The sequence below is a fragment of the Clostridium sp. UBA6640 genome (assembly GCF_002455975.1).
Lineage (GTDB): Bacteria > Bacillota > Clostridia > Clostridiales > Clostridiaceae > Clostridium_J.
Genome location: NZ_DKLM01000138.1, coordinates 1 through 25,517, shown reverse-complemented (window position 1 = coordinate 25,517; position 25,517 = coordinate 1). Strand labels below are relative to the sequence as shown.

The 25,517-nt window shown below is 27.5% G+C and carries 30 protein-coding genes and 1 pseudogene; 8 read left to right on the top strand and 23 right to left on the bottom strand.

Features of this window, described 5'->3' with window-relative positions:
• Positions 1-29: 29 nt before the first annotated feature.
• The gene (locus tag B2W91_RS15190) at positions 30-1,118 is read right to left on the bottom strand and encodes a nucleotidyltransferase domain-containing protein (protein ID WP_291582440.1); all 1,089 of its coding nucleotides are present in this window, start codon (positions 1,116-1,118) and stop codon (positions 30-32) included.
• Between the two features lie 416 nt (positions 1,119-1,534).
• Here B2W91_RS15190 and B2W91_RS15185 point away from each other — a divergent pair, with 416 nt between their 5' ends.
• A complete protein-coding gene (locus B2W91_RS15185; RefSeq protein WP_291582439.1) occupies positions 1,535-2,317 on the top strand; it encodes a class I SAM-dependent methyltransferase in 783 nt (260 codons plus the stop codon).
• 63 nt (positions 2,318-2,380) lie between these two features.
• On the opposite strand, the gene B2W91_RS15180 is transcribed toward B2W91_RS15185, so the two are convergent.
• The 8 genes and pseudogenes from B2W91_RS15180 to B2W91_RS15145 form a co-directional block, all read right to left on the bottom strand.
• Entirely contained in the window at positions 2,381-2,686 is a 306-nt protein-coding gene (locus B2W91_RS15180; RefSeq protein ID WP_291582507.1) for a phage holin family protein, read from the bottom strand.
• A 66-nt stretch (positions 2,687-2,752) separates the two neighbouring features.
• A complete protein-coding gene (locus B2W91_RS15175; RefSeq protein WP_291582438.1) occupies positions 2,753-3,058 on the bottom strand; it encodes an SHOCT domain-containing protein in 306 nt (101 codons plus the stop codon).
• Positions 3,059-3,342: 284 nt separating this feature from the next.
• Entirely contained in the window at positions 3,343-4,428 is a 1,086-nt protein-coding gene (locus B2W91_RS15170) for a threonine aldolase family protein (protein ID WP_291582436.1), read from the bottom strand.
• A 118-nt stretch (positions 4,429-4,546) separates the two neighbouring features.
• Positions 4,547-4,726 (bottom strand): annotated as a pseudogene (locus B2W91_RS15165) (helix-turn-helix domain-containing protein); the annotation flags it as partial.
• Between the two features lie 135 nt (positions 4,727-4,861).
• Complete coding sequence (locus B2W91_RS15160) at positions 4,862-5,731, bottom strand: ribbon-helix-helix protein, CopG family (RefSeq protein ID WP_291582434.1); 870 nt, start codon at positions 5,729-5,731, stop codon at positions 4,862-4,864.
• A gap of 352 nt (positions 5,732-6,083) precedes the next feature.
• The gene (locus tag B2W91_RS15155; protein ID WP_291582432.1) at positions 6,084-6,485 is read right to left on the bottom strand and encodes a DUF3888 domain-containing protein; all 402 of its coding nucleotides are present in this window, start codon (positions 6,483-6,485) and stop codon (positions 6,084-6,086) included.
• Positions 6,486-6,808: 323 nt separating this feature from the next.
• Entirely contained in the window at positions 6,809-7,849 is a 1,041-nt protein-coding gene (locus tag B2W91_RS15150; protein ID WP_291582430.1) for a phosphatidylinositol-specific phospholipase C, read from the bottom strand.
• Positions 7,850-7,915: 66 nt separating this feature from the next.
• Entirely contained in the window at positions 7,916-8,677 is a 762-nt protein-coding gene (locus B2W91_RS15145) for a Nif3-like dinuclear metal center hexameric protein (RefSeq protein ID WP_291582428.1), read from the bottom strand.
• A 332-nt stretch (positions 8,678-9,009) separates the two neighbouring features.
• Here B2W91_RS15145 and B2W91_RS15140 point away from each other — a divergent pair, with 332 nt between their 5' ends.
• The gene (locus tag B2W91_RS15140) at positions 9,010-9,693 is read left to right on the top strand and encodes a DinB family protein (RefSeq protein WP_291582427.1); all 684 of its coding nucleotides are present in this window, start codon (positions 9,010-9,012) and stop codon (positions 9,691-9,693) included.
• 78 nt (positions 9,694-9,771) lie between these two features.
• Here B2W91_RS15140 and B2W91_RS15135 read toward each other — a convergent pair whose 3' ends face one another.
• Entirely contained in the window at positions 9,772-10,377 is a 606-nt protein-coding gene (locus B2W91_RS15135) for a DJ-1/PfpI family protein (RefSeq protein WP_291582425.1), read from the bottom strand.
• Between the two features lie 350 nt (positions 10,378-10,727).
• On the opposite strand from B2W91_RS15135, the gene B2W91_RS15130 reads away from it, so the two are divergent.
• Positions 10,728-10,892, top strand: coding sequence for a hypothetical protein (locus B2W91_RS15130; protein ID WP_291582423.1), 165 nt, complete (start codon positions 10,728-10,730; stop codon positions 10,890-10,892).
• Positions 10,893-10,935: 43 nt separating this feature from the next.
• Here the strand turns inward: B2W91_RS15130 and B2W91_RS15125 are convergent, their stop codons facing one another.
• The 7 genes from B2W91_RS15125 to B2W91_RS15095 form a co-directional block, all read right to left on the bottom strand.
• A complete protein-coding gene (locus B2W91_RS15125; protein ID WP_414633130.1) occupies positions 10,936-11,613 on the bottom strand; it encodes a peptidylprolyl isomerase in 678 nt (225 codons plus the stop codon).
• A 132-nt stretch (positions 11,614-11,745) separates the two neighbouring features.
• Positions 11,746-11,961 (bottom strand): heavy-metal-associated domain-containing protein, encoded by a 216-nt coding sequence (locus B2W91_RS15120; protein WP_291582421.1) that lies wholly within the window; start codon positions 11,959-11,961, stop codon positions 11,746-11,748.
• A 21-nt stretch (positions 11,962-11,982) separates the two neighbouring features.
• Complete coding sequence (locus B2W91_RS15115; protein ID WP_291582419.1) at positions 11,983-14,427, bottom strand: heavy metal translocating P-type ATPase; 2,445 nt, start codon at positions 14,425-14,427, stop codon at positions 11,983-11,985.
• Positions 14,428-14,440: 13 nt separating this feature from the next.
• Entirely contained in the window at positions 14,441-14,707 is a 267-nt protein-coding gene (locus B2W91_RS15110; protein WP_291582503.1) for a metal-sensing transcriptional repressor, read from the bottom strand.
• 308 nt (positions 14,708-15,015) lie between these two features.
• Positions 15,016-15,588, bottom strand: coding sequence for a hypothetical protein (locus B2W91_RS15105; RefSeq protein WP_291582417.1), 573 nt, complete (start codon positions 15,586-15,588; stop codon positions 15,016-15,018).
• A gap of 99 nt (positions 15,589-15,687) precedes the next feature.
• On the bottom strand, positions 15,688-16,137 hold the full coding sequence (gene msrB, locus B2W91_RS15100; protein ID WP_291582415.1) for a peptide-methionine (R)-S-oxide reductase MsrB: 450 nt from the start codon (positions 16,135-16,137) through the stop codon (positions 15,688-15,690).
• Positions 16,138-16,252: 115 nt separating this feature from the next.
• Positions 16,253-16,840, bottom strand: a complete 588-nt coding sequence (locus B2W91_RS15095; protein WP_291582413.1) for a protein kinase — start codon at positions 16,838-16,840, stop codon at positions 16,253-16,255.
• Positions 16,841-17,242: 402 nt separating this feature from the next.
• Here B2W91_RS15095 and B2W91_RS15090 point away from each other — a divergent pair, with 402 nt between their 5' ends.
• Together B2W91_RS15090 and B2W91_RS15085 are read left to right on the top strand one after the other, a co-directional pair.
• Positions 17,243-17,710, top strand: coding sequence for a MarR family winged helix-turn-helix transcriptional regulator (locus B2W91_RS15090; RefSeq protein WP_291582411.1), 468 nt, complete (start codon positions 17,243-17,245; stop codon positions 17,708-17,710).
• Positions 17,711-17,763: 53 nt separating this feature from the next.
• Complete coding sequence (locus tag B2W91_RS15085) at positions 17,764-18,270, top strand: GNAT family N-acetyltransferase (protein ID WP_291582501.1); 507 nt, start codon at positions 17,764-17,766, stop codon at positions 18,268-18,270.
• 382 nt (positions 18,271-18,652) lie between these two features.
• On the opposite strand, the gene B2W91_RS15080 is transcribed toward B2W91_RS15085, so the two are convergent.
• The 3 genes from B2W91_RS15080 to B2W91_RS15070 form a co-directional block, all read right to left on the bottom strand.
• Positions 18,653-19,456, bottom strand: a complete 804-nt coding sequence (locus B2W91_RS15080) for an alpha/beta hydrolase (protein WP_291582499.1) — start codon at positions 19,454-19,456, stop codon at positions 18,653-18,655.
• 142 nt (positions 19,457-19,598) lie between these two features.
• A complete protein-coding gene (locus tag B2W91_RS15075) occupies positions 19,599-20,468 on the bottom strand; it encodes an SDR family oxidoreductase (RefSeq protein WP_291582408.1) in 870 nt (289 codons plus the stop codon).
• 351 nt (positions 20,469-20,819) lie between these two features.
• A complete protein-coding gene (locus B2W91_RS15070; protein ID WP_291582407.1) occupies positions 20,820-21,263 on the bottom strand; it encodes a hypothetical protein in 444 nt (147 codons plus the stop codon).
• 256 nt (positions 21,264-21,519) lie between these two features.
• Between B2W91_RS15070 and B2W91_RS15065 the strand changes: the two genes are divergently transcribed.
• Positions 21,520-22,011 (top strand): YajQ family cyclic di-GMP-binding protein, encoded by a 492-nt coding sequence (locus B2W91_RS15065; protein WP_291582406.1) that lies wholly within the window; start codon positions 21,520-21,522, stop codon positions 22,009-22,011.
• Positions 22,012-22,110: 99 nt separating this feature from the next.
• Here the strand turns inward: B2W91_RS15065 and B2W91_RS15060 are convergent, their stop codons facing one another.
• Positions 22,111-22,842, bottom strand: coding sequence for a class I SAM-dependent methyltransferase (locus B2W91_RS15060; protein WP_291582404.1), 732 nt, complete (start codon positions 22,840-22,842; stop codon positions 22,111-22,113).
• A 252-nt stretch (positions 22,843-23,094) separates the two neighbouring features.
• On the opposite strand from B2W91_RS15060, the gene B2W91_RS15055 reads away from it, so the two are divergent.
• Both B2W91_RS15055 and B2W91_RS15050 read left to right on the top strand, forming a co-directional pair.
• Entirely contained in the window at positions 23,095-23,340 is a 246-nt protein-coding gene (locus tag B2W91_RS15055; RefSeq protein WP_291567454.1) for an AbrB/MazE/SpoVT family DNA-binding domain-containing protein, read from the top strand.
• A 187-nt stretch (positions 23,341-23,527) separates the two neighbouring features.
• Positions 23,528-23,683: a hypothetical protein gene (locus B2W91_RS15050; RefSeq protein WP_291582402.1), complete on the top strand. Its 156-nt coding sequence runs from the start codon at positions 23,528-23,530 to the stop codon at positions 23,681-23,683.
• A gap of 257 nt (positions 23,684-23,940) precedes the next feature.
• Here the strand turns inward: B2W91_RS15050 and B2W91_RS15045 are convergent, their stop codons facing one another.
• Positions 23,941-24,549 (bottom strand): GNAT family N-acetyltransferase, encoded by a 609-nt coding sequence (locus tag B2W91_RS15045; protein WP_291582401.1) that lies wholly within the window; start codon positions 24,547-24,549, stop codon positions 23,941-23,943.
• 2 nt (positions 24,550-24,551) lie between these two features.
• Positions 24,552-25,319: a MerR family transcriptional regulator gene (locus B2W91_RS15040; RefSeq protein ID WP_291582400.1), complete on the bottom strand. Its 768-nt coding sequence runs from the start codon at positions 25,317-25,319 to the stop codon at positions 24,552-24,554.
• Positions 25,320-25,517: the final 198 nt, after the last annotated feature.

The window sequence follows — 25,517 nt, the reverse complement described above, 5'->3', positions numbered from 1 at the left end:
AATAGTATAAGGAAATTACGCAGCAGACGTTAAAGGTTATCAAGTCCAAGGTAATCTTTTCTAAATGCATCGATTGAATCATAAGTAAGTACCTGAAGCTGTAATTTATCATAATCTTTCTTATATAGCTGCATTGCTTCTTCGAATGCATCGGCAAAAGATTTTAGATCATTTGCTTGAAAATGTTTCATTAGATTAATAGAAATAGTACCGCATTCCCTATGCATTAAATCATAAAAACTCTGACAACTAACACCAGAAGAAAAAGCTAGAAATATATCTTTATTATCTGCTGCATATTGTATTTTATTTTTCCAGTTTGACCATATTTCTTCATATGTTCCTTTAAGATTGTCTTTTGTTGGAACTGCTTTTTCCAATATTTCTTCTACTATTTCATCATACAGATCTTTAACTGTTCTAATTAATTTTGTAGTAGTTTCTTTAATATCAAGCACTGATGTTGCATATATAACCCCATTAAAATACTGCTCAAAATATTTTGGAACACGTTTCATAGCAAGCATTTCTTCCAAATAATGCTTAACTCCAAGTTTAAAATAGCTATGATTCAGAAAGCATACAGTATTGGTCAAGTGAGAGATAACATCTCCAGATAATTGTCTTATAGCGCCTATTTCTTCCTCAAGCATCATTTTTCCGTATGTAAGAGTAGCATTATCTAGATGTTTCTTTGCTTTTTGAAGAATTTCTGTAGTCATAGGGCTATTTATAATATTTAGAGTATTTTGTCTTAGATGCATAAATCGCTCTATATATTGAGGTTCTCTGCAATAGACAATATCAACGTCTATAATTTGTGATATAAATGTATCATCAAATGATGCGCTTCTCTCAAGTTTTTCCCATGTTGAACCATAGAAATCATATCCGATGCCATCTAATATAAAACATGTTGAAAATCCCCATCCTCTTTCATTATTCAAAACTACTAATAAATCCAAATCTGATTTTTCATGAAAGTCACCAGTGAAAAAGGAACCAAAAACACCAATCAAATCGATATCATCTTGATATTCTTTCTGAACCTTTTGTATTACAATATTTATCAATTCTTTATTCTTTTGTTTCAGTCGATTTATTTCACTACTATCCATTTTTTATCCTCCTAACGTACAAAATCAGTTCTTATATCTATTGATACTTTTTATAAGATTTAGTTTAATAATATAATTTTACAATATAAGTAAATGAATTGAAATGTAAAGAACTATTCTGAACTAATTTGTACATTAGTGTTATGTTATTTATATAGTGGAAAGTATATACTAAATTTTATTTCTTTATTGACCATATCCCTAATAGGGATATAATCAACATTTCGACAAAACCCACTCTAAGGAATAAAATAGGTAATTATTCTGTAAATTACACCCATTAATATATAATGGTTACTTGTAAGTAATGGTATAATTTAGTTATTCATAATACAATATTACATATGAAAGTTGTAAAACAACTCAATAAATAGTAATTTGGCAAGGAGATTATTTATATAATGGGAGGGTGAGAAATGTCAATAATTACAGGTTTAGAAACCACATTTAACTCTGTTTACACTGAATACGACAAGTGGCGGCCGCATTATGTTAAAGAGCTATACGATGATATTTTTGATGCAAAAGAAATAAATCCGTCAAGCAATGTGCTTGAGGTTGGAATAGGAACTGGACAAGCTACGACACCAATACTTAAAACAGGTTGTAGTTTAACTGCAATTGAATTAGGTGACCAATTGGCGGAATTTTCAAAACATAAATTTAAAGATTATGATAAATTTAATGTTAAAAATTTTGCATTTCAAGATTTTGAGTGTCCTCCTAATTCATTTGACCTAATCTTTTCAGCAACAGCCTTTCACTGGATACCTGAAGATGTAGGATATACCAAAGTGTTCGATATACTAAAAAGCGGTGGGGTTTTTGCACGATTTGCTAATCACCCATATAAAGATAAAAAACGCAATAACATCCATACTGCATTTGAAAATATATATGAAAAGTATATGCCAGGTTCATTAGGAGAAGATGAATATAGCGAGGAAAATGCCAAAAATATAGCTAACATAGCATGCAAATATGGATTTATAGATGTAAGTTATAGACTCTATCATAGAACAAGAACTTTTACAGCTGACGAATACACATCATTATTAGGTACTTATTCAGGTCACATTGCTATTGAACAAAGGGCAAGAATGAAATTTTTTGATGAAATAAGAGAAGCGATTAATAATAACGGTGGTATTATTACTATATACGATACAATAGATTTACAACTTGCAAGAAAACCATAACTTCCAATTTGTAGAGTTGATGTAACAAAATTTTAAGTTTAGTTGTGTCGTATCATTCTTATATTACTCATCAACAAGAATTGAAATGCTCTTGTTTTTATTTTTTATAAAAGCACCATAAACGGTCGTTTTAAGAACTAGAAGAATTTGATATTCTTTTAGTTCTTTATAAAAATAACAAACAAGAGTTCTAAGTATCCATTTATCAACATCCAATAATTCATCTAGACTTACTGCAACTATTAACACTACAAATATAACGCCTTTTCTAGCAATATCTTTAAGCACTACATAACTAGATAATTCTTTATTAAAATATGCTCTTATCCAACCAGCTGCATAATATAAAGCCATTAAAGTAATTAATATCCGTAACGCTAAATCCTAAGTTCCAAACAACAAAGCACCTACTATTTAGTAAGTGCTAATTTTGCATTATTTGCTTAATATTTTATTTTTCTCAGCCATAAACTCCTCTTGTGTTAATATACCTTCATCTAATAAGCCTTTTAATTTAATCAATTCATCTGCTGTAGATACTATAGTAGTTCTGCTTTCTTGTTGACTTTCCACTCCATTATTTGGTGTAATTATTGAAAACATTGATAGTATATCTTGAGCTGATGTATATGCTACTTTATACATAAATGAACTAGAGTTAGTTTCTTTATATATTAGATTTATATAAACACTAGGATTAGCTGTTTGGCTAACAGTTATTTTAATTGTTGATATGGACATGACAACTCTTAAAGCTCTAGAGGATGTTATAAAAAGATTTAATCAGCTTTTAGACATGCTTGAAAGAGAGTTAGATAATGAATAGGAAAACCAGATAATGAGTTATGCAAATAAATGAAGTTTGAAAAAATTCTTCAGGTAGATGATAGTAATTACTTTAAGTAATAGCTAAAAAAGTCTACTTTAATTATTTTAAAATAATTAAAGTAGACTTTTTTACATTCTGAAAAATGAATTCATATTTGTATTTAAATTTTAACTTTTCATTTTTAAAATCATTTTAACTAAAGATTTCTAAATTTTGATTCGAATAAAGCAAATGCTTCATCCAAAATCCTCTGAGGAATCATGCTGAAACTATCACCAAAAGAAAATTCTGATCTACAAGTAAGGTTATCTACTACGCTGATATTGGATATTAAGCACACATTATATTTCTCAATAATTTCTGCAAAAACACTTTCTACCCTTTCTTTTGGAGCTTTGAAATACGCATGGAACATATTGCAAACAGGGGCTTTTGGAATTGTTGTTATACCCTCTATTTTGTTGAATATTTCTGCTACAGATACAGCGGACTCCCAGTATTCCTTCATTTTGCCTATACGGTTGTCCATAGAATATTTTGCATTAATTATATAAGGATATAAGCTAATTAAATCACCGCCATGACGTCTCTTCCAAACCTTTGCATCATCTGTAAATACAGAATTTCCTGCAAGAATAGCTCCGGCAATACCACCAAGTCCCTTATAGAAAGATACATATACACTATCAAATAGGCTACAAATTTCATTTGCTGATTTATTATAATAAGGAAGCACTTCAAATAAGCGAGCACCATCTAAATGTAATTTAATATTATTTTCCTTACAGTAAAGAGAAATTTCTACTAACTCATCCCATGAAGGTAACTGACCACCTATTTCTCTTTGAGGAAGCTCAATTAGTAAACATGAAATAGGAGTATTGATAGATTTTAAATCTTCAATAGTAAATAATCTATCTTTTTCTCCTAACAAAATAGGTTCTAAATAGTGAAGCTTCTTTAGTCCATCTTGTTCGTGAATTTCCAAATGGCAAAGAGGATGGTAAGCAACTTTTTTTAGATTCTTTTCATCAGACCAGATACGAAGGGCAATTTGCTGTGCCATGGTTCCACTTGGAAAGAATACGGCAGACTCCTTTCCAAGAAAATCAGATATTTCTTTTTCAAAATCATTGATTACGCTACCAGTACCATACATATCGGCATCTAAAGAAGGAGAAACTTGCTTAAAGGATTCCATAAGTAATCCGATGCTTCTGTTTCCATTCCCGGTAAGTTTGTATGTAGCAGATTTACGAAGTTCATTATATAGCTTTGTCATAACACTATCCTCCCAAAAAATAATCTAGTTATATTATAGCATTAATAGAATTGATAGGTATCATTGTTTATAATTAGTAGTTTAAAATGAATTTACTATAAATATTTAAATTTCAATTTTAACCTTTCATTTTTCTAAAAGCCAATGGTGTTTTTCCATGAACCTTTTTAAACATTTTTACGAAATTTCCACTATGATTATATCCAACCATTTTAGATATTTCATCAATGCTTAATTCTGTTGTAGATAACAGATTTTCTGCCATTGTCATTTTAATGGAATTAGTATATTGTCTAATAATTCTTTATTTTTGCGATTACGATTAATAGCATCGACTACATCTGCCTTAAATGCTGTTTCAAAAGGTTTATTTAATTCTTTTAATGCAGTCTTCTGACTTATGAGACCAGCATTAAAGTTGAGTTAAAGAATATTATTTTTTAATCAACAAACCTCTTATAATTTCCGCATCCTCCTGTCTTTTATTTAATAGTTCCATTATTTTGTTGTTTAGTTCATCTTCCCTATTCTTTAGTTCCTCTTTTTGTTTTTCTTCAACTAATAATATCCTTTTACTTGTTTCAAGTTGTTGTTTTTCTATTTCAAAATTAAACTTTTCTTTATTTTTATTATTAAGTTCTTCTATGTCACTTTGGAATCTTTCCTTCATTTCCTTTACTTCTTTATCTTTGTTTAAGAGTTTAATCTCTATTTCCTCTAATCTAGACTTTAATAAAGAATTATCATTATTTAAGTTTAATAAATCACTTTTTAAAGTTTTTATTTCTTCCTCTTTTTCATTTATAGTTTGCAATGATGATTTAAGTGAGGTTAATTCATTGTTTAAGTGATTATTCTTCTCTTGTAACATATTATTTAATTCTTTTGTTTGAGCCAAATTTTCTTTAACTTCTTTAATAATTTCTTCTTTTTTCTTTACTTCCTCATTTAGCTTAAAAATTTTCTTATTTTCTTCTCTAATAGATGCCAATTCTTCCTTAAGTTTTTGAATTTCTAAATCTTTCTTCGATAATTGATCTTTATTTGTATTCCCTAGCTCTCCAATTTTTATTTTGGCTTTCTCCATAGAATTTATATAAATGTCTACAATCCTAGAAGTTATATCTTGAAGTTCAGTTATGTCATCCGAAATGTTTAAATTACTATCTTTTATAGAGTTTAATTCATAGAACTTTATAACTTGCTCCATAAACTCCTTGTTATTTATGCCCTCCTTTTGGGCTAATTCATTAAATTTTGACTTCAAATCGTCATTTATTCTTACGCTAAAAGTTGTATCCATAATTTCCTCCTGAAATGTTTACTTATTTTGATTATTATTTACATGTAAACATATTGAATATACTTGTAAACTTAATGTTTACAAGTATATTGTATCATGAATTTAGAATAAAATGAATGAAAAAGCTAAAATTAAGATAAAAAACCTAACTCAATATAACTTTTATTATATTGAGTTAGAATATATGAGATAAATAAATATTAAAAAAGACGATAAAAAGAGGAAGCAATAAATAAATGAGGCTAAAAAGTAATCAAAGATGGATAAATACTTTCTATTAGATAAAACTTTAGAAAGATTGCATTTATATAAGCTCTAGAAATAAATATTACTTAAAAAAGCAAATATGATTTTACTGAGGAACATATTTAAAATTAGTTTCTTTTGTTCCATATGGACTGGTACTAAAAGTTATTGTTGCAGTTCCACCAGGAGGATTATGTGCTCCTGTAAAAGTATCCACTTCCACAACTATATAAAATTGAAATTCTTCACTAGGTCTTTTAATACTAACTATATTTGCATCAAATAAATCAAACTGTCTATCTATACCAAAACGTTTTTCAATTGAGGTTGTAATGTATGGATATAACATACTTAATAGAGCTTCATTACATAAATTCTTCGGCTGCTCAATTTTATTAATTGTTGTATAATCCACCATTGACACAGTATTAGCACATACCTCTAAAGGGGTTAATAACATAAATATAGTTACAATTATTAAATATACCTTGATTGCAAATTTCTTCATAAACTAATCACCTCTTTTTACATATTAGTATGTTAAAAAGAGTATATAATTATTTACTGATAAATAGTTGAAATAAATTATATTAATGTATACAAAAAGCACAAAAAGAGAAAGCAAAAATACGTTCTCATATATAAAAATGCATTTGCTTTTCTTCCTATAAAAATTAAAAGTATTTTTTCTGATTTAATCATTAAAAGTAACTTTATCGTAATTGCAACGATTAAATTTATTTCTTAAAGTTAATGCTGGTAATACTATGATATATGAATATATAATTGTCCTAAGCACCCATATGCTATTGTAAATATAGGCATTGTAAATTAGTATTTATATATATCGTTAAGTCTAATCGTACTATCTATTAAACCTCTGCCTGGGAAATCTGCAGCAAGTATTCCAACACGTGTATACTTAGAATTATTAATTCTATCTGTTGTCAATATATTTGTTCCTTCAAAAGCTATAGTACATATACCTATAAAACAATTCACTCTTGGAAAATCCGGATATTTATTTTTCCATCCAGGAGTCGTAAGTCCAGTTGCCAATCTAGGGGCACCTGTTCCAGAGCTACTATGTCCACTTGCAATAAAATAAGGGAAAGATCCACCAGATGCTGATAAATAATTTAAGTAAATTTCATCATTCTTTGGCGAGGCATTTGCCTTTTCAAGATGATCTCTAACACTTTCCCATTTACTATATAAATCCCAATTTGTTGATACATGATAATCATCCTGTCTATTTAACTTACGATGATAGCTTAATCCAAAATTTAGTCCTCCTACATCATACAATACTACAATTTTACCTCTAATCTCATCTAAAGTTGGATTCTGCATATTATTACCGTTATTATCCCAAAACCAATCATTATATCTATTAACATAGGATTTAAAAGTATCATTAAATTCAGAATCACTTACTGAGCTATATTCTTGTTTAACTCTCATTAATATAGTTTCACTTGGATTTCTCCTTAAAAAATCTATAGTTTCATTTAAAACATCTCCAAACATAGCTTCTTGATATACAAAACCATGATGAATTGAAAAAACAGTTTCATTAATATATCTACATCTAATATCTAAATAGCGTATTCCAGACTTTAATTGTGTCTCTAGATTCATACTTTGAGTTTGAACGCTATCTCCACCATATAGAGACATGGTGTCATGTGTACCAGGTATTGAAAGTTGAGATAATTTTGTAGATCCATCTATTTTACTCATCCAATTCTGATTTTCATATCCTATACTTTTATCATGAGAGTATCCTGAATGATCATGAGCTATTGCTATCTTGCTAGTAAGGAGCAAAAATAATACGCTAGTCAGTATTATTGGTTTTATTTTCTTCATAAAATTAATATATCCTCTCATATAAAATAATTACTCTTTGACCAAAATAAATTCTAATATTATGTCTTATTTTATATTTACTTCATAATGCTCTTCATTAAGTCTCACTACTTCAAGTTCTTTTTTATTCTCATTCAATTTCAATGCTAAACTTTGAATTCCAAAGAATTCTGTGAAAGTATGACTCCCGATGATAAGATTTATCCCTTTAAACTTAGCATATTGAATAGTATACAAATCACATTCACCTGTAATGTATACATCGCACTTATTTTCAACTGCTTCCTTAATGCAAGCTGTTGACCCTCCATTACCACAGACTAAGCCCACTCGCTTCACCTTTTTGTCATTAAATTGCCAAAATTTAACTGGCTCTTCAAGTAGATTTTCAATTTTTTTTACTAATTCATTAAGTTCAATCTCTTCATCATATTCTGCGATTCTACCAAAATATAATCCTTCCCATTTAAGGGTTCTTTTAACAATTTCTAAATTCAATTTTTTTAATAAACTATCATTTGTTCCAAAGTTACAGTCATCAAGTGGCAAGTGATTATAGTAGTGACTTATACCATACTCTGCTAGTTTTTCTATGCATGCCTCTTTTAATCCATATATTTCATCCCATGCATCATGATGTGTCACCATCATATCAACTCCATGAACTCTTGCTTCCTCTATAGTTTCAAGCGTTAGGTTAACACAGTATCCTATTTTTTTAACTTTTTTATCCGCATGATATGTAACCCCAGATTCACTAGAATAGATTTCATTATTTGTTACATTAAAAAAATCATTAATTCTTTCAACAATATGCGAAACATCCATATACTTACCTCCTCATTTTCATCATGTTTTGCCATATGGGTGTATAATATAATATTAAACAAATAAATACAAAATCCTTCTTAAAATACAAATTTCTTACTTTCATCATCTGTAACAAATACTTGTTTTTTTAAAAAAAACTCAATTATCCAATTGAGAATTCTAGAATTGTTTTTATCAGCAGCTTACCTAGAAGTTAAAATATGGTATTATAATAGTAACTAAAGAATTATTTTATGATAAATAAGAAGCAATTTAATAAATTGAATATATAAAAACTAGTTCCTATTTTTATAAAGTAAATAACTAGTAAAAAAGGGGATGAATATTAAATGGACTTAAATTCATGGAATAATGAAATTAAACAATTAAGAGAGATAATTTTAAAACCAGATAGGATTGAAGAAAGCAAATATTTATCATTGAATTTACATTCAATGGTTCATTTGTCTGTTATGTCAGGAATAGATAAAAAAACTTTTGAAGATAAACTGTGGGAAGAACTAGACGAAAATACTTTTAGAACATCAACAAATAAAAAAGGCCGTACTGTAGCATATGGTGTTTGGCACTCAACTAGAATAGAAGATATAACAATTAATTTGTTGGTTGCAGGAGAGGAACAGATATTTAATGTAGGAAATTGGCAGAAAAAAATAAATTCAAAAATTATAGATACCGGCAATGCAATGTCTGAAAATGAAATATTGGAATTTGGTAAAAATATACATATGGAGGAATTAAAAAATTATAGGATTGAAGTAGGAAGAAGGACTCAAGATATAATAAAAAATCTCTCTATCATGGATATGAAAAGAAAATTTGATAAACATAGATTACAATGTATAATAGATGAGGGAGCAGTATTGGATGTGGAAGCTTCAAACTGGCTCATTGATTTTTGGGGAAGAAAAACTGTATCTGGAACTATATTAATGCCTGTTACAAGACATAATATAGTTCATATAAATGAATCTTTAAGTGCAAAAAAGAAGCTTAAAATAATCAAGTCATAATATTTTTATATTGCTAATTAAAAAACATATAAAGATAAAATATGTAGAAGACATATTCATATCTTTATATGTTTTTTATTACATTAACTTAACACCATGTTCAGGATTCCAGTCATATTCCATGATACTTGCTGTATTTAAAGCTTTTTCTCTTCCAAGAATTCTTTCTACAATATATAAGGACATATCTATTCCAGCAGATATTCCAGCTGATAATACAATTTTCCCATTATCTATAAACCTAACCCCTCCTCTAACTTTTGCACTTGAAGGAGCAATTTCTTTTAAGACTTCTAAGGATAAATGATGAGTAGTTATTTCTAAGTTATCAAGTAAATCAGCCTTTGCTAATAAAAAGGCACCAGTACAAACAGAAAGAACTAATTCTGCATTTTTTGATACTGATTTAATCCAATTAATAATAATAGGATTGTTCATCTTTTTCCTTGATCCCTTTCCACCTGGAATTAAAACAATATCAGGCTCAGGACAATTGAAAATACTATAGTGTGGGTTTACACTTAACTTATTATAAGTTAAAATTGGTGTTGTTTTTTCCGCCACCGTATAAACATTTAAATTTGTATCGCGAGCTGTAATAGAAAATACCTCAAAAGGACCGCAAAAATCAAGAATTTCTACATCTTTAAATATTAAAATTGCAACATTTTTAATCTCCTTCATTAACATACCCTCCATGTTTTCATGTTATTTAAAATGATATAAAATTATAACCTTACTAAAAAACTAATTATATCAAAATCTTAATCTAAAATTATAAGGTATTCAAGTTTAAAATTTAAAAGATTATAAAAAAGAGATAATGTTGCTTTATGCGACGAATTTTTATGACAAGGTAAAAAATAAATTATCCATATTATTACTTATTACGTTTTTTACAATACTTATTTTTTATATCTATAGTGCTAGACATGTTTATTTTTAAAGCATTATAAACAATAAATATTTATATAAATTTGCTTTAAATGCTAGGAAATATTATGTAGAAAATTATATAAGGCAGGGTTTTATTTATGTTAACTAAAATTTTAGTAATAGAATCTATAATTACATTGATAGCTACTATATCCTGTTGTATAAAAAACAGAAAAATGAAATACTTCTACATTCTTATATGGTCTGGTATACTAATAAATTTAGGTATGATATTTTTAGTTATAATATCTGTTGTTATATAATTTAAAAAGCTATTTCATATTCAAATATGAAATAGCTTTTTATCTACATTTTTTCTACAGCTTTATATTCAACACCAAAAGTATCAACTGTTACCTTTTTCATTTTAGCATCTTCTTTTGGTCTATCTTGACCATCAGTTTCTATTGCTGCAATTTTATCTACAACTTCTATACCTTCTATAACTTTACCAAAAGCAGCGTATTCTCCATCTAAATGAGGTGAATCTTTGTGCATAATAAAGAATTGAGAACCAGCAGAGTTTTTATCTTGGGCTCTTGCCATAGAAATAACTCCTCTATCATGCTTTAAATTGTTTTCAAAACCATTACTTGAAAACTCTCCTTTAATAGAATATCCAGGACCTCCTACTCCAGTTCCTTCAGGATCCCCACCTTGAATCATAAAACCAGGTATTACTCTATGAAAAATTAATCCATCATAAAAATTAGAATTAGCTAATGAAATAAAATTTCTAACTGTATTAGGTGCTACATCTGGATACAATTCAATTTTAATTTTTGAACCGTCCTCCATTTCTATAGTAGCTACTGGATTTTTATCATCTTTACCTTTTTCTTTTTCTGTTTCTGTTTCTGCTGTATCAGTATTAGTTGAAGTATTATTTTCATTAGTAGGTTCTTCTTTTTTACTGCAACCTATAAATAATGAAAAAGATAAAACTATTACTAATAATAAGCTCATAGTTTTATTAACTCTCATCTTTTATCCTCCTTTAAATTAAGTTACAAAATTTATTTTAACACATTGAAGAAAAATTTGTAATTAAATAAAAGAAAAATGGTATGTAACATTAATAATTAACATACCATTTCATTATTATACTTCAAATTTTTATATTTCTTCAAAAGCTACTGCTTCATATCCATAATCATCTAAAGCAGTTCTAACTTTATCTTCGTCTAATTTATCCTCTGATTCTACAATAGCAATTTTAGAATCTAAATCAACTTCTACAGATTTTACATTTTCAAGTTCTGATAAACATTCCTTAACATGATTAACACAATGCATACAGCTCATACCATTAACAGTTATTTTAGTTTTCATATTTATTACTCCTTCCAAATATTATTTTATTTTAAAGCTTTTAAGTCTAAGTGCATTTAACAATACTGATACTGAACTTAAACTCATTGCTAAAGCCGCAATCATAGGATTTAATAGCTTTCCGCCAAGAGCATACCAAACACCCATAGCTACAGGAATTCCTAAGGTATTATAGGCAAAGGCCCAAAATAGATTTTCTTTTATATTTAGTATGGTTTTTTTACTTAATTCTATAGCAGTTGGTACATCCATTAAATCACTTCTCATAAGAACTACATCTGCTGATTCTATAGCTACATCTGTACCTGAACCTATAGCTATACCTATATCAGCCTGAGCTAATGCTGGGGCATCATTGATACCATCTCCAACCATAGCAATTTTTTCACTTTCATTTTGAAGTTTTTTAATTTGGTCTGATTTTTCATTTGGCAGCACTTCTGATATGACAATATCAATTCCAACTTGCTTTGCAATAGCATCGGCTGTTTTTTTATTATCCCCTGTTAGCATAGCAACTTTAATTCCCATTTTATGAAGCTTTTCAATAGCACTTTTACTACTATTTTTAACAGTATCTGCAACAGCTATTATTCCAGCTAAGTCATTATTTATAGCTATAAACATAGGAGTTTTACCTTCACCTGCTAACTTTTCGAAAGAATTATTAAAACTTTGTATATCTATATTGTTTTCAGTCATAAGCTTTTCATTACCTAATAATACTGTTTTGTTATCAATTGTAGATATGATACCTTGACCAGGTATAGCTTTAAATGTTGACAATTCTTTTAAGGTAATACCTCTGTTCTCTGCTTCTAGTACTATGGCTTCTCCTAAAGGGTGTTCTGAGCCTTTTTCTGAGGAAGCTGCAAGCATTAATAGCTTGTCTTCATCTATATCATTAGTTATAATGTCCGTCACTTTAGGTTTCCCTTCAGTGATAGTACCAGTTTTATCAAAAACTATGGTTTGAATTTTATGAGTTTCTTCTAATGCAGAGCCATTCTTAAATAATACTCCCAGTTCTGCACCCTTTCCTGTACCTACCATTATTGCTGTTGGAGTGGCAAGCCCTAAAGCACAAGGACAAGCAATAACTAATACAGATATAAATATAGTTAATGAAAATACTACATCACCTTTGAAGAAATACCAAACTATTGCTGAAAGAAAAGCTAGTGCAATTACTATAGGTACAAAGTAACCAGATACTATATCTGCAAGTCGTGCAATAGGCGCTTTAGAACCTTGAGCATCTTCAACTAACTTAATTATTTGAGACAATGCAGTATCTTTACCTACTTTTGTAGCCTTATATTTTATAAGGCCATTTTTATTAATACTTGCACCAATTACATTGTCATCTACATTTTTTTCTACAGGTATACTTTCTCCTGTAAGCATGCTTTCATCTATAGATGTAGATCCACTTATAATGACACCGTCTACTGGAAGCTTTTCACCAGGTTTAACGATAATTATATCCCCTACTTCTACATCATCAATAGGAATATTTTGTTCCTGTCCATCTTTTTCTACAGTTGCAGTTTTAGGGCTTAATCCCATTAAGGTTTTAATTGCCTCTGAAGTTTTACCTTTAGTTTTGGCTTCTAAATACTTACCTAAAGTTATTAAAGTTAATATTACTGCAGCAGATTCAAAATATAATTTATTATGAGCAATATCATGACTTCCGCTAAAATATATTTCAAACATGGCGTAAATACTATAACCATAAGATGCTAGAGTACCAATAGAAATAAGAGAATCCATATTTGGACTTCCTTTTATTAAGGATTTAAATCCAACTTTGAAAAATTTCTTACCTATAAATATAACAATAGTAGTTAATATAAATTGTGTAAGCGCAAAGTTAAATGGACTATCTGTAGGATTGATAATTGTAGGAAGTTCTAAGCCTACCATAGATCCCATGGAGATTATAAGTAGTGGTACTGCAAATATTGCTGAAAAAATAAATCTTTTATATAGTGATTTTTCTTCACTATTTTTTCTTTCTTTTTCTTCATCTATATTTAAATCATCATTTAATGGGTTATAACCAGCTTTTTCTATTGCTTTTTTTATTTCAGAAAGTCTTATCTTATCACTTTCAAATTCTACTGTAAGTTTTTCAGTAGCTAAATTGACATTTGCAGCTATAACACCATTAAGCTTTTTGCATGCCCTCTCTACTGCTTTTGAACAAGAGGCACAGGTCATACCTTGAATTTTTAAAGTCTTTATAATACTATCATTTTTAGCTTTATAACCAGCTTTTTCTATAGTTTGTTTTATATCTTCAAGAGATATTTTGTTTTCATCAAAGGTAATATTCAACTTTTCAGTAGCTAAATTAACATTTGATTCCTGTACACCATCTAATCTTTTCGTAACTCTTTCTACTGCCTTAGAGCACGCGGCGCAGGTCATGCCTTCTATTCTTAGCATCTTTTTAGCCAATTCTATCACCTCTTTACTTGTTTATTAACTTTTCTATTAAAGTATCTATTTCTTCAATTTTCTCATCTATATCTCCGTTGTCATATGCATTTTTTACACAATGTTTTAAGTGTTGCTTTATAATAACTGAGTTTGCTTTTTTTAATATAGATTGAGAAGCTATTATTTGATTTGAAATATCAACACAATATCTGTCGTCCTCAATCATTTTTATTATGCCTTCTATTTGACCTTTTGCAATGTTTAAATATTTAATTGCATTTTTTCTCTCAGGATTTATATTTATAGTTTTATTACTCATGGGTACCTCCTTTTATTCGTAATTATATTTTTACAATACTCTATACCCCTGTAGGGTATACTTAAATAGTAAATCTAATACTATAAATAGTCAATAGAAAAATTAATAAAATTTCTTATGTACTTAAAATTTTCACACATGGCACATTACCTATTATTTAAATATTTACTTGTTTTATTTTTTACATTAAATTTTATTTATATACTAAATAAAAACAGAGATATCACCACAAATCTCAAAATTTTTATAGTAATATCTTTGTTTTTATATAAGCACTTATTTATATTTTACATAAGTCTAGCTAAAACATATTCTTTAAATTTTTCAAAGTCGCCACTTTCTGTTGAAGTCCCTTTATCTATTTTATTATTTATATAATTATATTCAGCAAAACCGTAATTAAATTTAGGATTAGAAACTCTAATTGCAACATCATTAATTGTGTATACAGCTTTATTTTCTAAAACCTTAGTTAGAAATTCTAATAATTCTTCACAAGATTTAACTTTTCCTTTTAAAATCATTTTCAAACCATAATAAAATAAATTATAAGAACCACTTAGTTCATTGATTTGCTCATTTTTGATATAGAATGTTTTCCCTGTGTTATAAAAATATTTCATAGACTCAAAAGTTAAAGTCCTATATTCATTATTAATTTCTACTTTTTCATCATATAACTCTTTTAACCCATCTAATATACTTTCCCAACTTCTTGTATTTAATGATTTATTATCATTTATAATTTTATTAAATTTATCAACTGATTTTTCAAAGTCCTTTTCTTTATTTACTATAGTACTATTTACTAAAATTGTATATTCATCATTCTCATACACTAAACTTATTTTCTTTTCCATAATACCACACTCCATATAATAATTAATAATTATTATTATATCATATTCATTATTAATTTCTACTACTAATTCTTATGCATTAGTTTTTGTGGATTTTTATTAAACATATTTTTTATATATGCTATAACCTAACTCATCCATTTTATCCTTTGGTATGAATTTAAGTGCAGCTGAATTTATACAATATCTAAGTCCTCCAAGTTCATTAGGACCATCATCAAACACATGACCCAAATGAGAATCTGCTCCGTTACTTCTTACTTCAGTTCTAATAAGCCCATGACTTAAATCATCTTTTTCTTCAACAGCTTTTTTCTCTATAGGTTTAGAAAAACTTGGCCATCCACATCCAGAGTTAAATTTATCTTTTGATGAAAAAAGCGGCTCTCCACTTACTATATCTACATATAATCCTTCTTCGTTCTGATTCCAAAATTCATTGGCGAAAGGTTTTTCTGTACCATTTTCTTGAGTAACATGAAATTGAATTTTACTAAGTTTTTTATTTAGCTCTTCTAATGATGGTTTTTTATATAATTTATTAGTCATAATATTCACTCCTTATAAATTAATATTATCTAATTTTTTATAAATATGCTAATATAGATTATTAAATTTTAATTGTATAAAATAGTAAAAGCCACCTAATTAATAGGTAGCTTTATTATTCAAATTCCTCACAAATGTACAAATATATTTTTTCGCTCCAATATTTATGGAGCTTTGGGTCTATGTCCGCTACAAAAAATAAGAATTCATCTAGTTTATTTCTTTTGTAAATTCCTTTCATTAAATGCCGTGGATAATGTACTACTTTAGTAAATTGATTTTTAGGATCTATAACCTTTACTGAGAAATCTTCCTGAACGTATAAATCCTTACATCTTATATCCAGTCTTTTATAACCTAGTTTTTTAAAATCTTTCATTAATTTAACTAAGTGTTCAGCCAATGTTCTATTCATATTATTTCTTCTTAAATATTTATCTAAACGTATACCACCTACAAAATCTCTTATAATATAATGCTCTCCATGTTCATATACCCTAGGAAAATACTTGCTTTTTTTCGAACGAATTAGAGTATTATATTCATCTTTACAGACTTTTGAACTGTTAAATATTTTTATAATTTTATTATCCGGGAGCAAATAAACTATACCATTATTCCCTTTACCTAAATATTCTGCTTCTCTTATCATTTTTTCTGTTTTTTCGTTTAAATAAACTGGATTTGTAAAAGGCCTGCCCATATATCCTCCAAATTTATCGCTATCCATATAATTATATGCAATCTCTTAAACAATTAGCATTAATTTAAATGTTATAGGATGAATAAATAAAAATGAGGTGCTTTATACCCTTCTTCTATTCCACCGCCTAGAAAAACATAATTATAATGAGACAAGGATAAAATTTAGTAATTGATAGAGTTAGTAATATCTTTAATCTCAATTAACAAAAATGAAAGCTTTGATAATCTATTGTTGGAATAAGTGACTCTTCAGACAGCACCTTTTTGATTAAATCACACTTTTTTTTATAAACCTTTTTCTTGAAAACTAATTTTTAATATAATAGTTGAAATTTCAACTTTATTATATTATACTAAAAATTAGTTGAAATTTCAATTAATTTAGTTAAGGAGATTTTTAATGGAAAAATTAGAGTCTAAAGCACTAAGATTTGTAGGATTATTATCCAGAACTATAAATTCCAGATCTGATTTTAAGTATAAGCAGCTAGGATTACAAAAAGGTCAATATATGTTTTTAACGAGAGTTTGTGAAAATCCTAAGATCAATTTAGTAGACTTATCTAATATGCTTAAAGTAGATAAAGCTACAACTACTAAAGCGATAAAAAAGCTTATTGATATAGGATATATTAATAAAAAACAAAATGAAAAAGATAAGAGGGAATACAGATTAACTCCGACCAATAAAGGTTTACAAATTTATAAACTTATTATCAATGAAGAAAAAAAACAGCTAGATATAAGTTTTGATGGATTTAATGAAGATGAAATAGAGATGGCAACTAAGTTGATAGAACGGATGAGTAAAAATATTGAAAAATACTGGTTGGATGCAGGTAACAGTTTGGGAAAGATGGAACTTTAAAACAAAGTTTTATATTTATTAATGAATACATAAGTAAAAGGAGTGGAACAATGATGAAGTTTAGAAAATCAGTTCAAACAGATATAGATAATATAATGAAAATTATTGAACAAGCTCAAGACTATTTTAAAAATCAAGGAATTAATCAATGGCAAGATGGTTATCCTGATCTAAATATTATAAGTTGCGATATTATAAATGGAAATAGCTACGTTTTAGAAAAAGATGGTTATATCGTAGCTACTGTAATGGTTTCATTTGAAGGCGAGAAGACCTATGATTTAATTTATGAAGGGAAATGGATAAGCGACAAAGAGTATGCAACAATTCATAGAGTGGCTGTTAATAATGATTATAAAGGTCTCGGGTTATCATCTCAAATTATTAAATATATTGAAGAACTTTGCTTACAAAAAAATGTATATAGTATAAAAGTTGATACACATGAACAGAATGTTTCCATGCAAAAAGCACTTAAAAAAAATGAATTCCAGTACTGCGGAGTAATATATTTGGAAGACAAAAGTAAAAGAATAGCGTTCGAAAAAGTACTAAACTAATTATAATTAAATTTCTGTCCCCAAATTTTATGAATCAAAAACAAACATAAAGAATCATTTGTGAATTTTGAAAATTATAGTATTTTTTGCTACATAACACTTAAAAAATAGTAAATCAATATTTCTCTTTTATCTTAATTCTCCATAAAATTGAATGTGAGTAATTACAAGTAATTCCACATATGCATCCTATTTGGATGATGATACAATAGAGAAAGTGACAAGGAATTATCAAGAAGAATAAAATAAATCACCATCATCTTTTATTACTATACTCCTTGCGCTTTCTCTCATTTTCTTATCCTACCTATTTACTTAGAACATATATGAATCTCTTTCGACTATTGAGTTATATAAATAATTAATTTTAATTGGAAAATAATTATCGCATCCAACATAATACCTCTTCTGCTATTATGTCAGGTTTATCCCAATGAAGTAAATGTGTTGTTCCTTCTATTTTTTTAACTATAGCATTAGTGCCTTCTTTGAATTTTTCTATCTCTAAAGTTCTAACTTCATCCCAAGAACTAGGAAGAGTAGCTTGTAGCAACAATATAGGTAGTCTTAGTTTATCATATAAAAGATTTGTAGGAGAATTATACATAGATTTAATGGCTCCTCTAGCAGTATCTCCGCTTGCACAAAATATGATTTTCCCATCTTTTTCTTTCATTAAATCTTTTGCTGCTATCTCTAATAATTCTGACCATCTTAAATAATTACTTCTCTCCACCTCTAAAAAGTCATCCCAACTAGAGAATATATATTCATCAAAATCAGATTTATATGACTGTATTTCTTCATCTAAAGAGCAATTAGGCCTAAAACCTAGCTGTTCTTTATTTGCATTAACAAAATAATCATATTCAAATTGTTTTATATGATAACCTCCATCTAATAACAAGATTTTTTTTACCTTTTCTGGGTAAAGCGCTGCATAATGAAGACCAATACAGCCACCCCAAGAATGTGCCATTAAAGAAAAGTCATCCTTCTCAATTATATCAATTACTTTGGAAATCCAGGCTATTAAATTAGGAGTTTCATAGTCTTCATCTTTATTAAATGCAGGACTTTTCCCATGGCCTGGTAAATCAATAGAAAAAATATGATATTTATCCTTTAATAACTCTCCTAATTCTAAAAAACTCAAATTACTGCTACCAAGTCCATGAATACAAATTATTGTAGGGTTTTTTTATCCCCCCATTCACTAACCCCTGCCTTTACGTCTTTATTACTAATAAAAAACTGTTTCAATGTTATCCCCCACTTCTTTAAACATTGATTTGCACTTGTTTCCATATTTTTTTAATGTTTTTTCCTTAAAAAATATGGAATTTGAAATCGTTTATACATTTACTAAGTGATTTTTCAGTTTCATCAAAATAAATATCATATTTCGCAAGTTTTTTGTTACATATCCTTAAGTCTCTACTTTTAGTTTTAAATGATTCAGTATCCTTAATTAATAATTCATGAATTCTATGTTCTAATCCCATTTCTTTAAGAATACTCTCTCCAAGCTCATAGGTGTTTAAATTATTTTCACTACCTGCATTATAAACTCCTCCAGGTAATTGAAGAATTTTATCAAAAGCATTTATTAAATCATATACATATGTTATTCCTCTATATTCATTAGCTCTAAATTCTACCGGCCTATTATTCAGCGCTGCTTTTACTACATTCCAAATTATATTTGGCTTCAACGGCTTGTTTCTTTCTGGTAGACTATAAAGCCAAGTTATTCTTAAAATAACCGCATCCTCCAAAATTTCTTTTAGTGCTTTTTCCGCCTCTAATTTATGTTTACCGTATATATTATTTGTAATTGGTACAGTAATTTCATCATATGGGCCTATATCCTCATTTCCGCCATATATCTGATCTGAGCTTAAATATATCATTTTTACTCCCATCATATCACAAGCCTTAGCAATATTTATTGATCCATTAACATTAACCTCGTAAGATAACTCAGGATTTTTTTCACAAAAACCTGTGTCTGATATTGCTGCTGTATGAATTAAATAAGTTGGTTTTACACTCTTTATTAATTCAATTGCTCTTTCATAGTTTTTTATATCTAAATCATTATGGGCTAAAGGAATAATATCATATTTATCTTTATAAAAATCTATAAACCTTGAAGCAAAAAATCCGTTGGAACCTGTGATTGCTATTTTTTCCATAATACCACCTTCATTTTCTAAAATAATACATATTAATTCACATTATACTCTTTTAAAACGTAGCATATTGTCGCATTTTGAATAATTATTCTATTTATTTACGACATGTAATTTTATTATTTTGTAAGGTTTGAATCTATATTTTACTCAGTAACTATATAAAGTTAATTAATATAGTTTTAGGTGGGGTACTTATATAAAAACTACAATAAATACAAACAAAAATTAATGCCTCAAAAATATAGCCATCTAAGTCAATTAGATATCTATATTTTTGAGGCATTAAATTCTTATATATTTGGACTTTTCACTAGTCCTCTATATTTTATTAACATCAAATAGAATCTTTAATTAGTTATTTTTCGGATTATTTAGAGAAATTAGCCCTGGAAAAACTTCTGAACCTAAAGAACTTATATCTTCCCCATCCTCTAGAAATTCTTTAATTTTATCAACATCCTCTAAATAGCTCCAGTTATTTTCATCATCAAGGGCATCTATATATTCACTAGATACTTCTTCCAAAGAATCATCATAATTATCTTCTAAATCCTCTTCTAAATCAAAATCACTAAAATCTTCAATGTTTATTTTTTCATTATACTTTTCAAATGCAGTATTTTGTTTTTTATCTTCAAAAACTTCATCAATCTTAACAGCTTTTACATCATATCCTTCTAATTGCAAACATTTTCCACAATTATCACAGGCTTTATTATTATTAAGCTCACATAAATTACATTCATTACAATTGTTACAATTCTTATTTTTGTCAAAGATACATATTTTACTCATATAACTACCTTCTTTTCACTATAATTAGTTTTAAAGCAAATTTTATTGTAACAAATTAATAATTTAAATTCAACTATTTATTAAGTTTATAGGCTGATAATTTAATTATAGTAAAAAAAATTATAGCAATTATGGTTATATCTAACTTTAATCTAGACAATAATAGGATTATAACTTACTATTATTAGTATGAAACATAATATTTTTAAAAGCTTTATTTTTTTGCTTTTAGTATATATACATAGGAGGATTTATTATGGCAAGTAATTATTCATTTGATATTGTTTCTGAAGTAAATATGCAAGAGGTAGATAATGCTATCAATCAAACATTGAAAGAGATTGGTCAGAGATATGATTTTAAAGGAACTAAAACTCAAATTGAGCTTGGAAAAGATGAAATTAAAATAGTATCAGACGACGAATACAAATTAAATGCGGTTATTGATGTTTTAAAAGGAAAATTTATAAGAAGAGGAGTTTCTCCTAAAGCCTTAGAACTTGGTAAAATAGAAACTGCATCACTAGGCAGTGCAAGAGTAATAGCTAAAATAGTAAAAGGAATTTCTACTGAAAAAGCTAAAAAAATAGTAGCAGAAATAAAATCAAGCAAAATTAAGGTGCAAACTCAAATTATGGATAACCAATTAAGAATTACAGGAAAAGATAAAGATGATTTACAAGCAGCTATTCAATTAGTTAAATCAAAGGATTTTGGAATAGATCTTCAATTTACTAATTATAGATAAGAAAATTATATTTTTAAAAATAATTCTCCACTAATTAATAAGGTGGAGAATTATTTTTCTTATATTATAGATCTTTAAAATTATTTGTATATATAATTATTACTTTTTAGCTCTAACTACTGATGCAAAAGAGTTAATTGTAAATTCTTCTTTTAAAAAGCTACCGTATAATTCTATATCTGTGAAACCTGCATCTGAAAGCATTGATAGTAAATCACCACTTTTAAGTATTAAAAGTGGTACAGAATTTTCATAAATTTCTTTGCCACCTTTTAAAACTAATTTAGTGTTAAAGTCTACTTTATTATTCTCTGGTCTATGCATATAATGTCTAATAAATTCTAAAGGAACTTCAGAATTTTGTATTGTAGGTAATTCTGTGACTCCAAATTTAACTATTCTATCATAATTAACAATTTGAATAATTAATTCTCCATCATTTTCCAGCATTGAATAGATATCTTTTATTAATCTAAATATTTTGTCTTTATCATCTAAATGTACTATAGAATTTCCTACACAAAATATAGAATTATATTTGTTCTCCTTAAATATTTCATTTATTTTAGTCATATCCCCACTTACAAAATTAACTTTATTTTCTTCATTGATATTTTTACAAATAGCTTTTTCAACCATATTTTTCTCTAGATCTATTCCATCCACGTTAAATCCCATTTTAGAAAGCGCAATGGAATAATCTCCTGAGCCACAAGCTAAATCTAATATTCTATCGCCTTCTTTTAGGTCTTCACTAATAAATTTTAAGGTGTTTTTATTTAATGGAAACACATATTCATACACTTTACTTAACTCTCCATAAAATGACATTTCGGCCACTCTCCTTTTTATTACAATAATAACAGTATTTTTATATTTTTTACTTGTACATTATGTATATTTTTATTTTAATTGGATAATTTAATAATATAGTATTTACAAACATATTATCAAATATTTTTACAAAAATTTGCGAAATAATAACACATATGTTTACCAATATTGATAATATGTACTATAAGTATTTTTAAAAAGTATTTTTAAATATTTATAAAATTTTTATATGCTAATAGGAGGAGAAAAATGAAGTCAACAGGTATAGTTAGAAGAGTAGATGAATTAGGTAGAATAGTAATACCTATAGAATTGAGAAGAACTTTAGATATTGAGATTAAAGATGCATTAGAAATATATGTAGATAAGGATCAAATTATCTTAAAAAAATATGAACCAGCTTGTATTTTCTGCGGAAATGCTAGAGACATTACAAATTATAAAGGAAAAAATATATGTAATGAATGTCTTGAAGAATTAAGTAAGGAAAAATAATATTATCTTTACAATTAGAAAAAGTATTTCAACCCATTAATTGGGTTTTAATATAAAATGAGGGTTGCCTATTTTTAGGTAATCCTTGTTTTAATTTTCAGTATAAATAAAAATTAGTAACGAATTATATGAATAATACATAATATATACTATCCTATACAATATATGTAACACAGGGGGGTATAAAATGAGAGACTGTTCATTAATACTAATACTATTACTATTCTTTTGCTGCTGTCCATTCTTCGGCATATGGTGGTGGTGGATAATTATAATAATTTTATTGTTTGACTTTGATGAGGACTGTGACTGTAGAAGACGTCGTGACCATTGTTGTTTTTAATATAAAAAGAAGGGTGAAGTTCACTCTTCTTTTTCATTTATAATCCCATCTCCATGAAGAAAAATAATTAACTCCATTTCTTCATTTTTTTCATTTTGTTTTTTTAGACATAATCAAAGTAGATGATAAATGCTCTTTTGAAGTTTTATGATTATTTGCTTTCCCATCATATTGTAGCTATTTTACCAAAAGAAAATAATTCCTAAAGTCAATAAAATATCCAATAAATTGTAAATTGATATTTTTATTTTATTCATTTAACGCTTTTCCCATTCCATAAAATACCAACATGGTTCACGAAAAAGTATCCATTTCCAGAAACTATTTTTTTTATTTTTAATTTGGAATCCTTCTTTTGTATAAAGATGAATGGCATTCTTATTTTTAGTAGAAACACATAAAGTTAATTTTCCTCCTTGTTCAATAAAATCTTGTGCCCAATTTATAAGCACTTTTCCTATACCCTTTCCACGATAATTTTTATCTACTGCAATATGATCAATATACCATTCCCCTTTTTTTACAGAATGCTCTAAGGCTAACAGTCCAACAATAAGCTTAATCACATTTTTCCATCCATACTGTTTAGATAAGGATACGTAATTAAACTTTAATCCTTTTTCTTTTTTATTTGCCCTTTTCTTTATTAACATGGTAGCACAAATATGATGGTTATCTTTAATCACTACTTGTTTTGCATTATGTGAATCGTACGGAATCTTCCAAAAATGATTTATCAGAGAGATATAGTTAATTTCATCAAGATTAACAAGTGAAGCAAATTTTGATTGAAAAGCATTTACAACTAAAGATTTAATCTTCTCATCTTGATAAATATTACAGTATTCTACCTCCATATAATCCATGTTTACACATCCCCTAACTGTACTTTTATTTGCATTTCATAAACAAGAGCTTCTGCATGAAAGATAGATGAGTAGGATTTCTCAATTAGAATTACAGGCTTATGATAAGTGAAGGCAGAATTCTTAATATAACACTCTACGTGATCTAAAGCTTTTTCTATATCTTCTTTTTCATATACAAGAAAATTCCTACATAAATATTCTCCCTCTTCCAAATTTATAATTTCTTTATTTTCACTTTCAACATACACATCTAACTCTTTCTCCACATATAAATAAATTAAATCACTGCTAAAGAATGAAGAAAATTCCTTCGATTTTCTTTTTAATTTATTTAAATCTATATCTTTTGATTCGTCTAATATATCTTTTTTGTGAAGATAGCGTTTAGGAAAATATTGAATCTGAAAGTTATTCATATTATCCTTTAAATTCTGTTGATTAGTTAGTATTTGCTGGGTTTTCTCTTTTACAAGAGTTAGCTCCTCTATTTGTTTCTGTATTTTTTGTAATGATTCTTCTAAAAGTAATTCAAATTGTTTTGGCGTATAATCATTGTTCGCTTCATAAATCTTCTGAACAGGTATTTGCAAACTTCTTAAGAGTAGTATTTGTGAAAGCTGGTATATTTCATTGATTCCATACATTCTGTAACCGTTATTGTCAATATAAGCAGGCGAAAATACCTCTTTTTTTTCAAAATATCGAAGTTGGTGAGCAGATACTTCCATTAGCTTAGCTAATTCACTAATTTTTAGATAATTTTCCATGATTATTATCCTTTCTTGTGTAGTAAATTTATTATATACCTTAGGCCAATGCTAAGGTCAATAGAAATCACAGTAACACTTTTTCTAATTATGAAGAAATAATTAATATGCAGAAATATTTATACTTAAAGATAATGAATAAAAATCTTATATATATTTATTTTAAGCATAAAAAACAACGTAGTATGTCATCATACT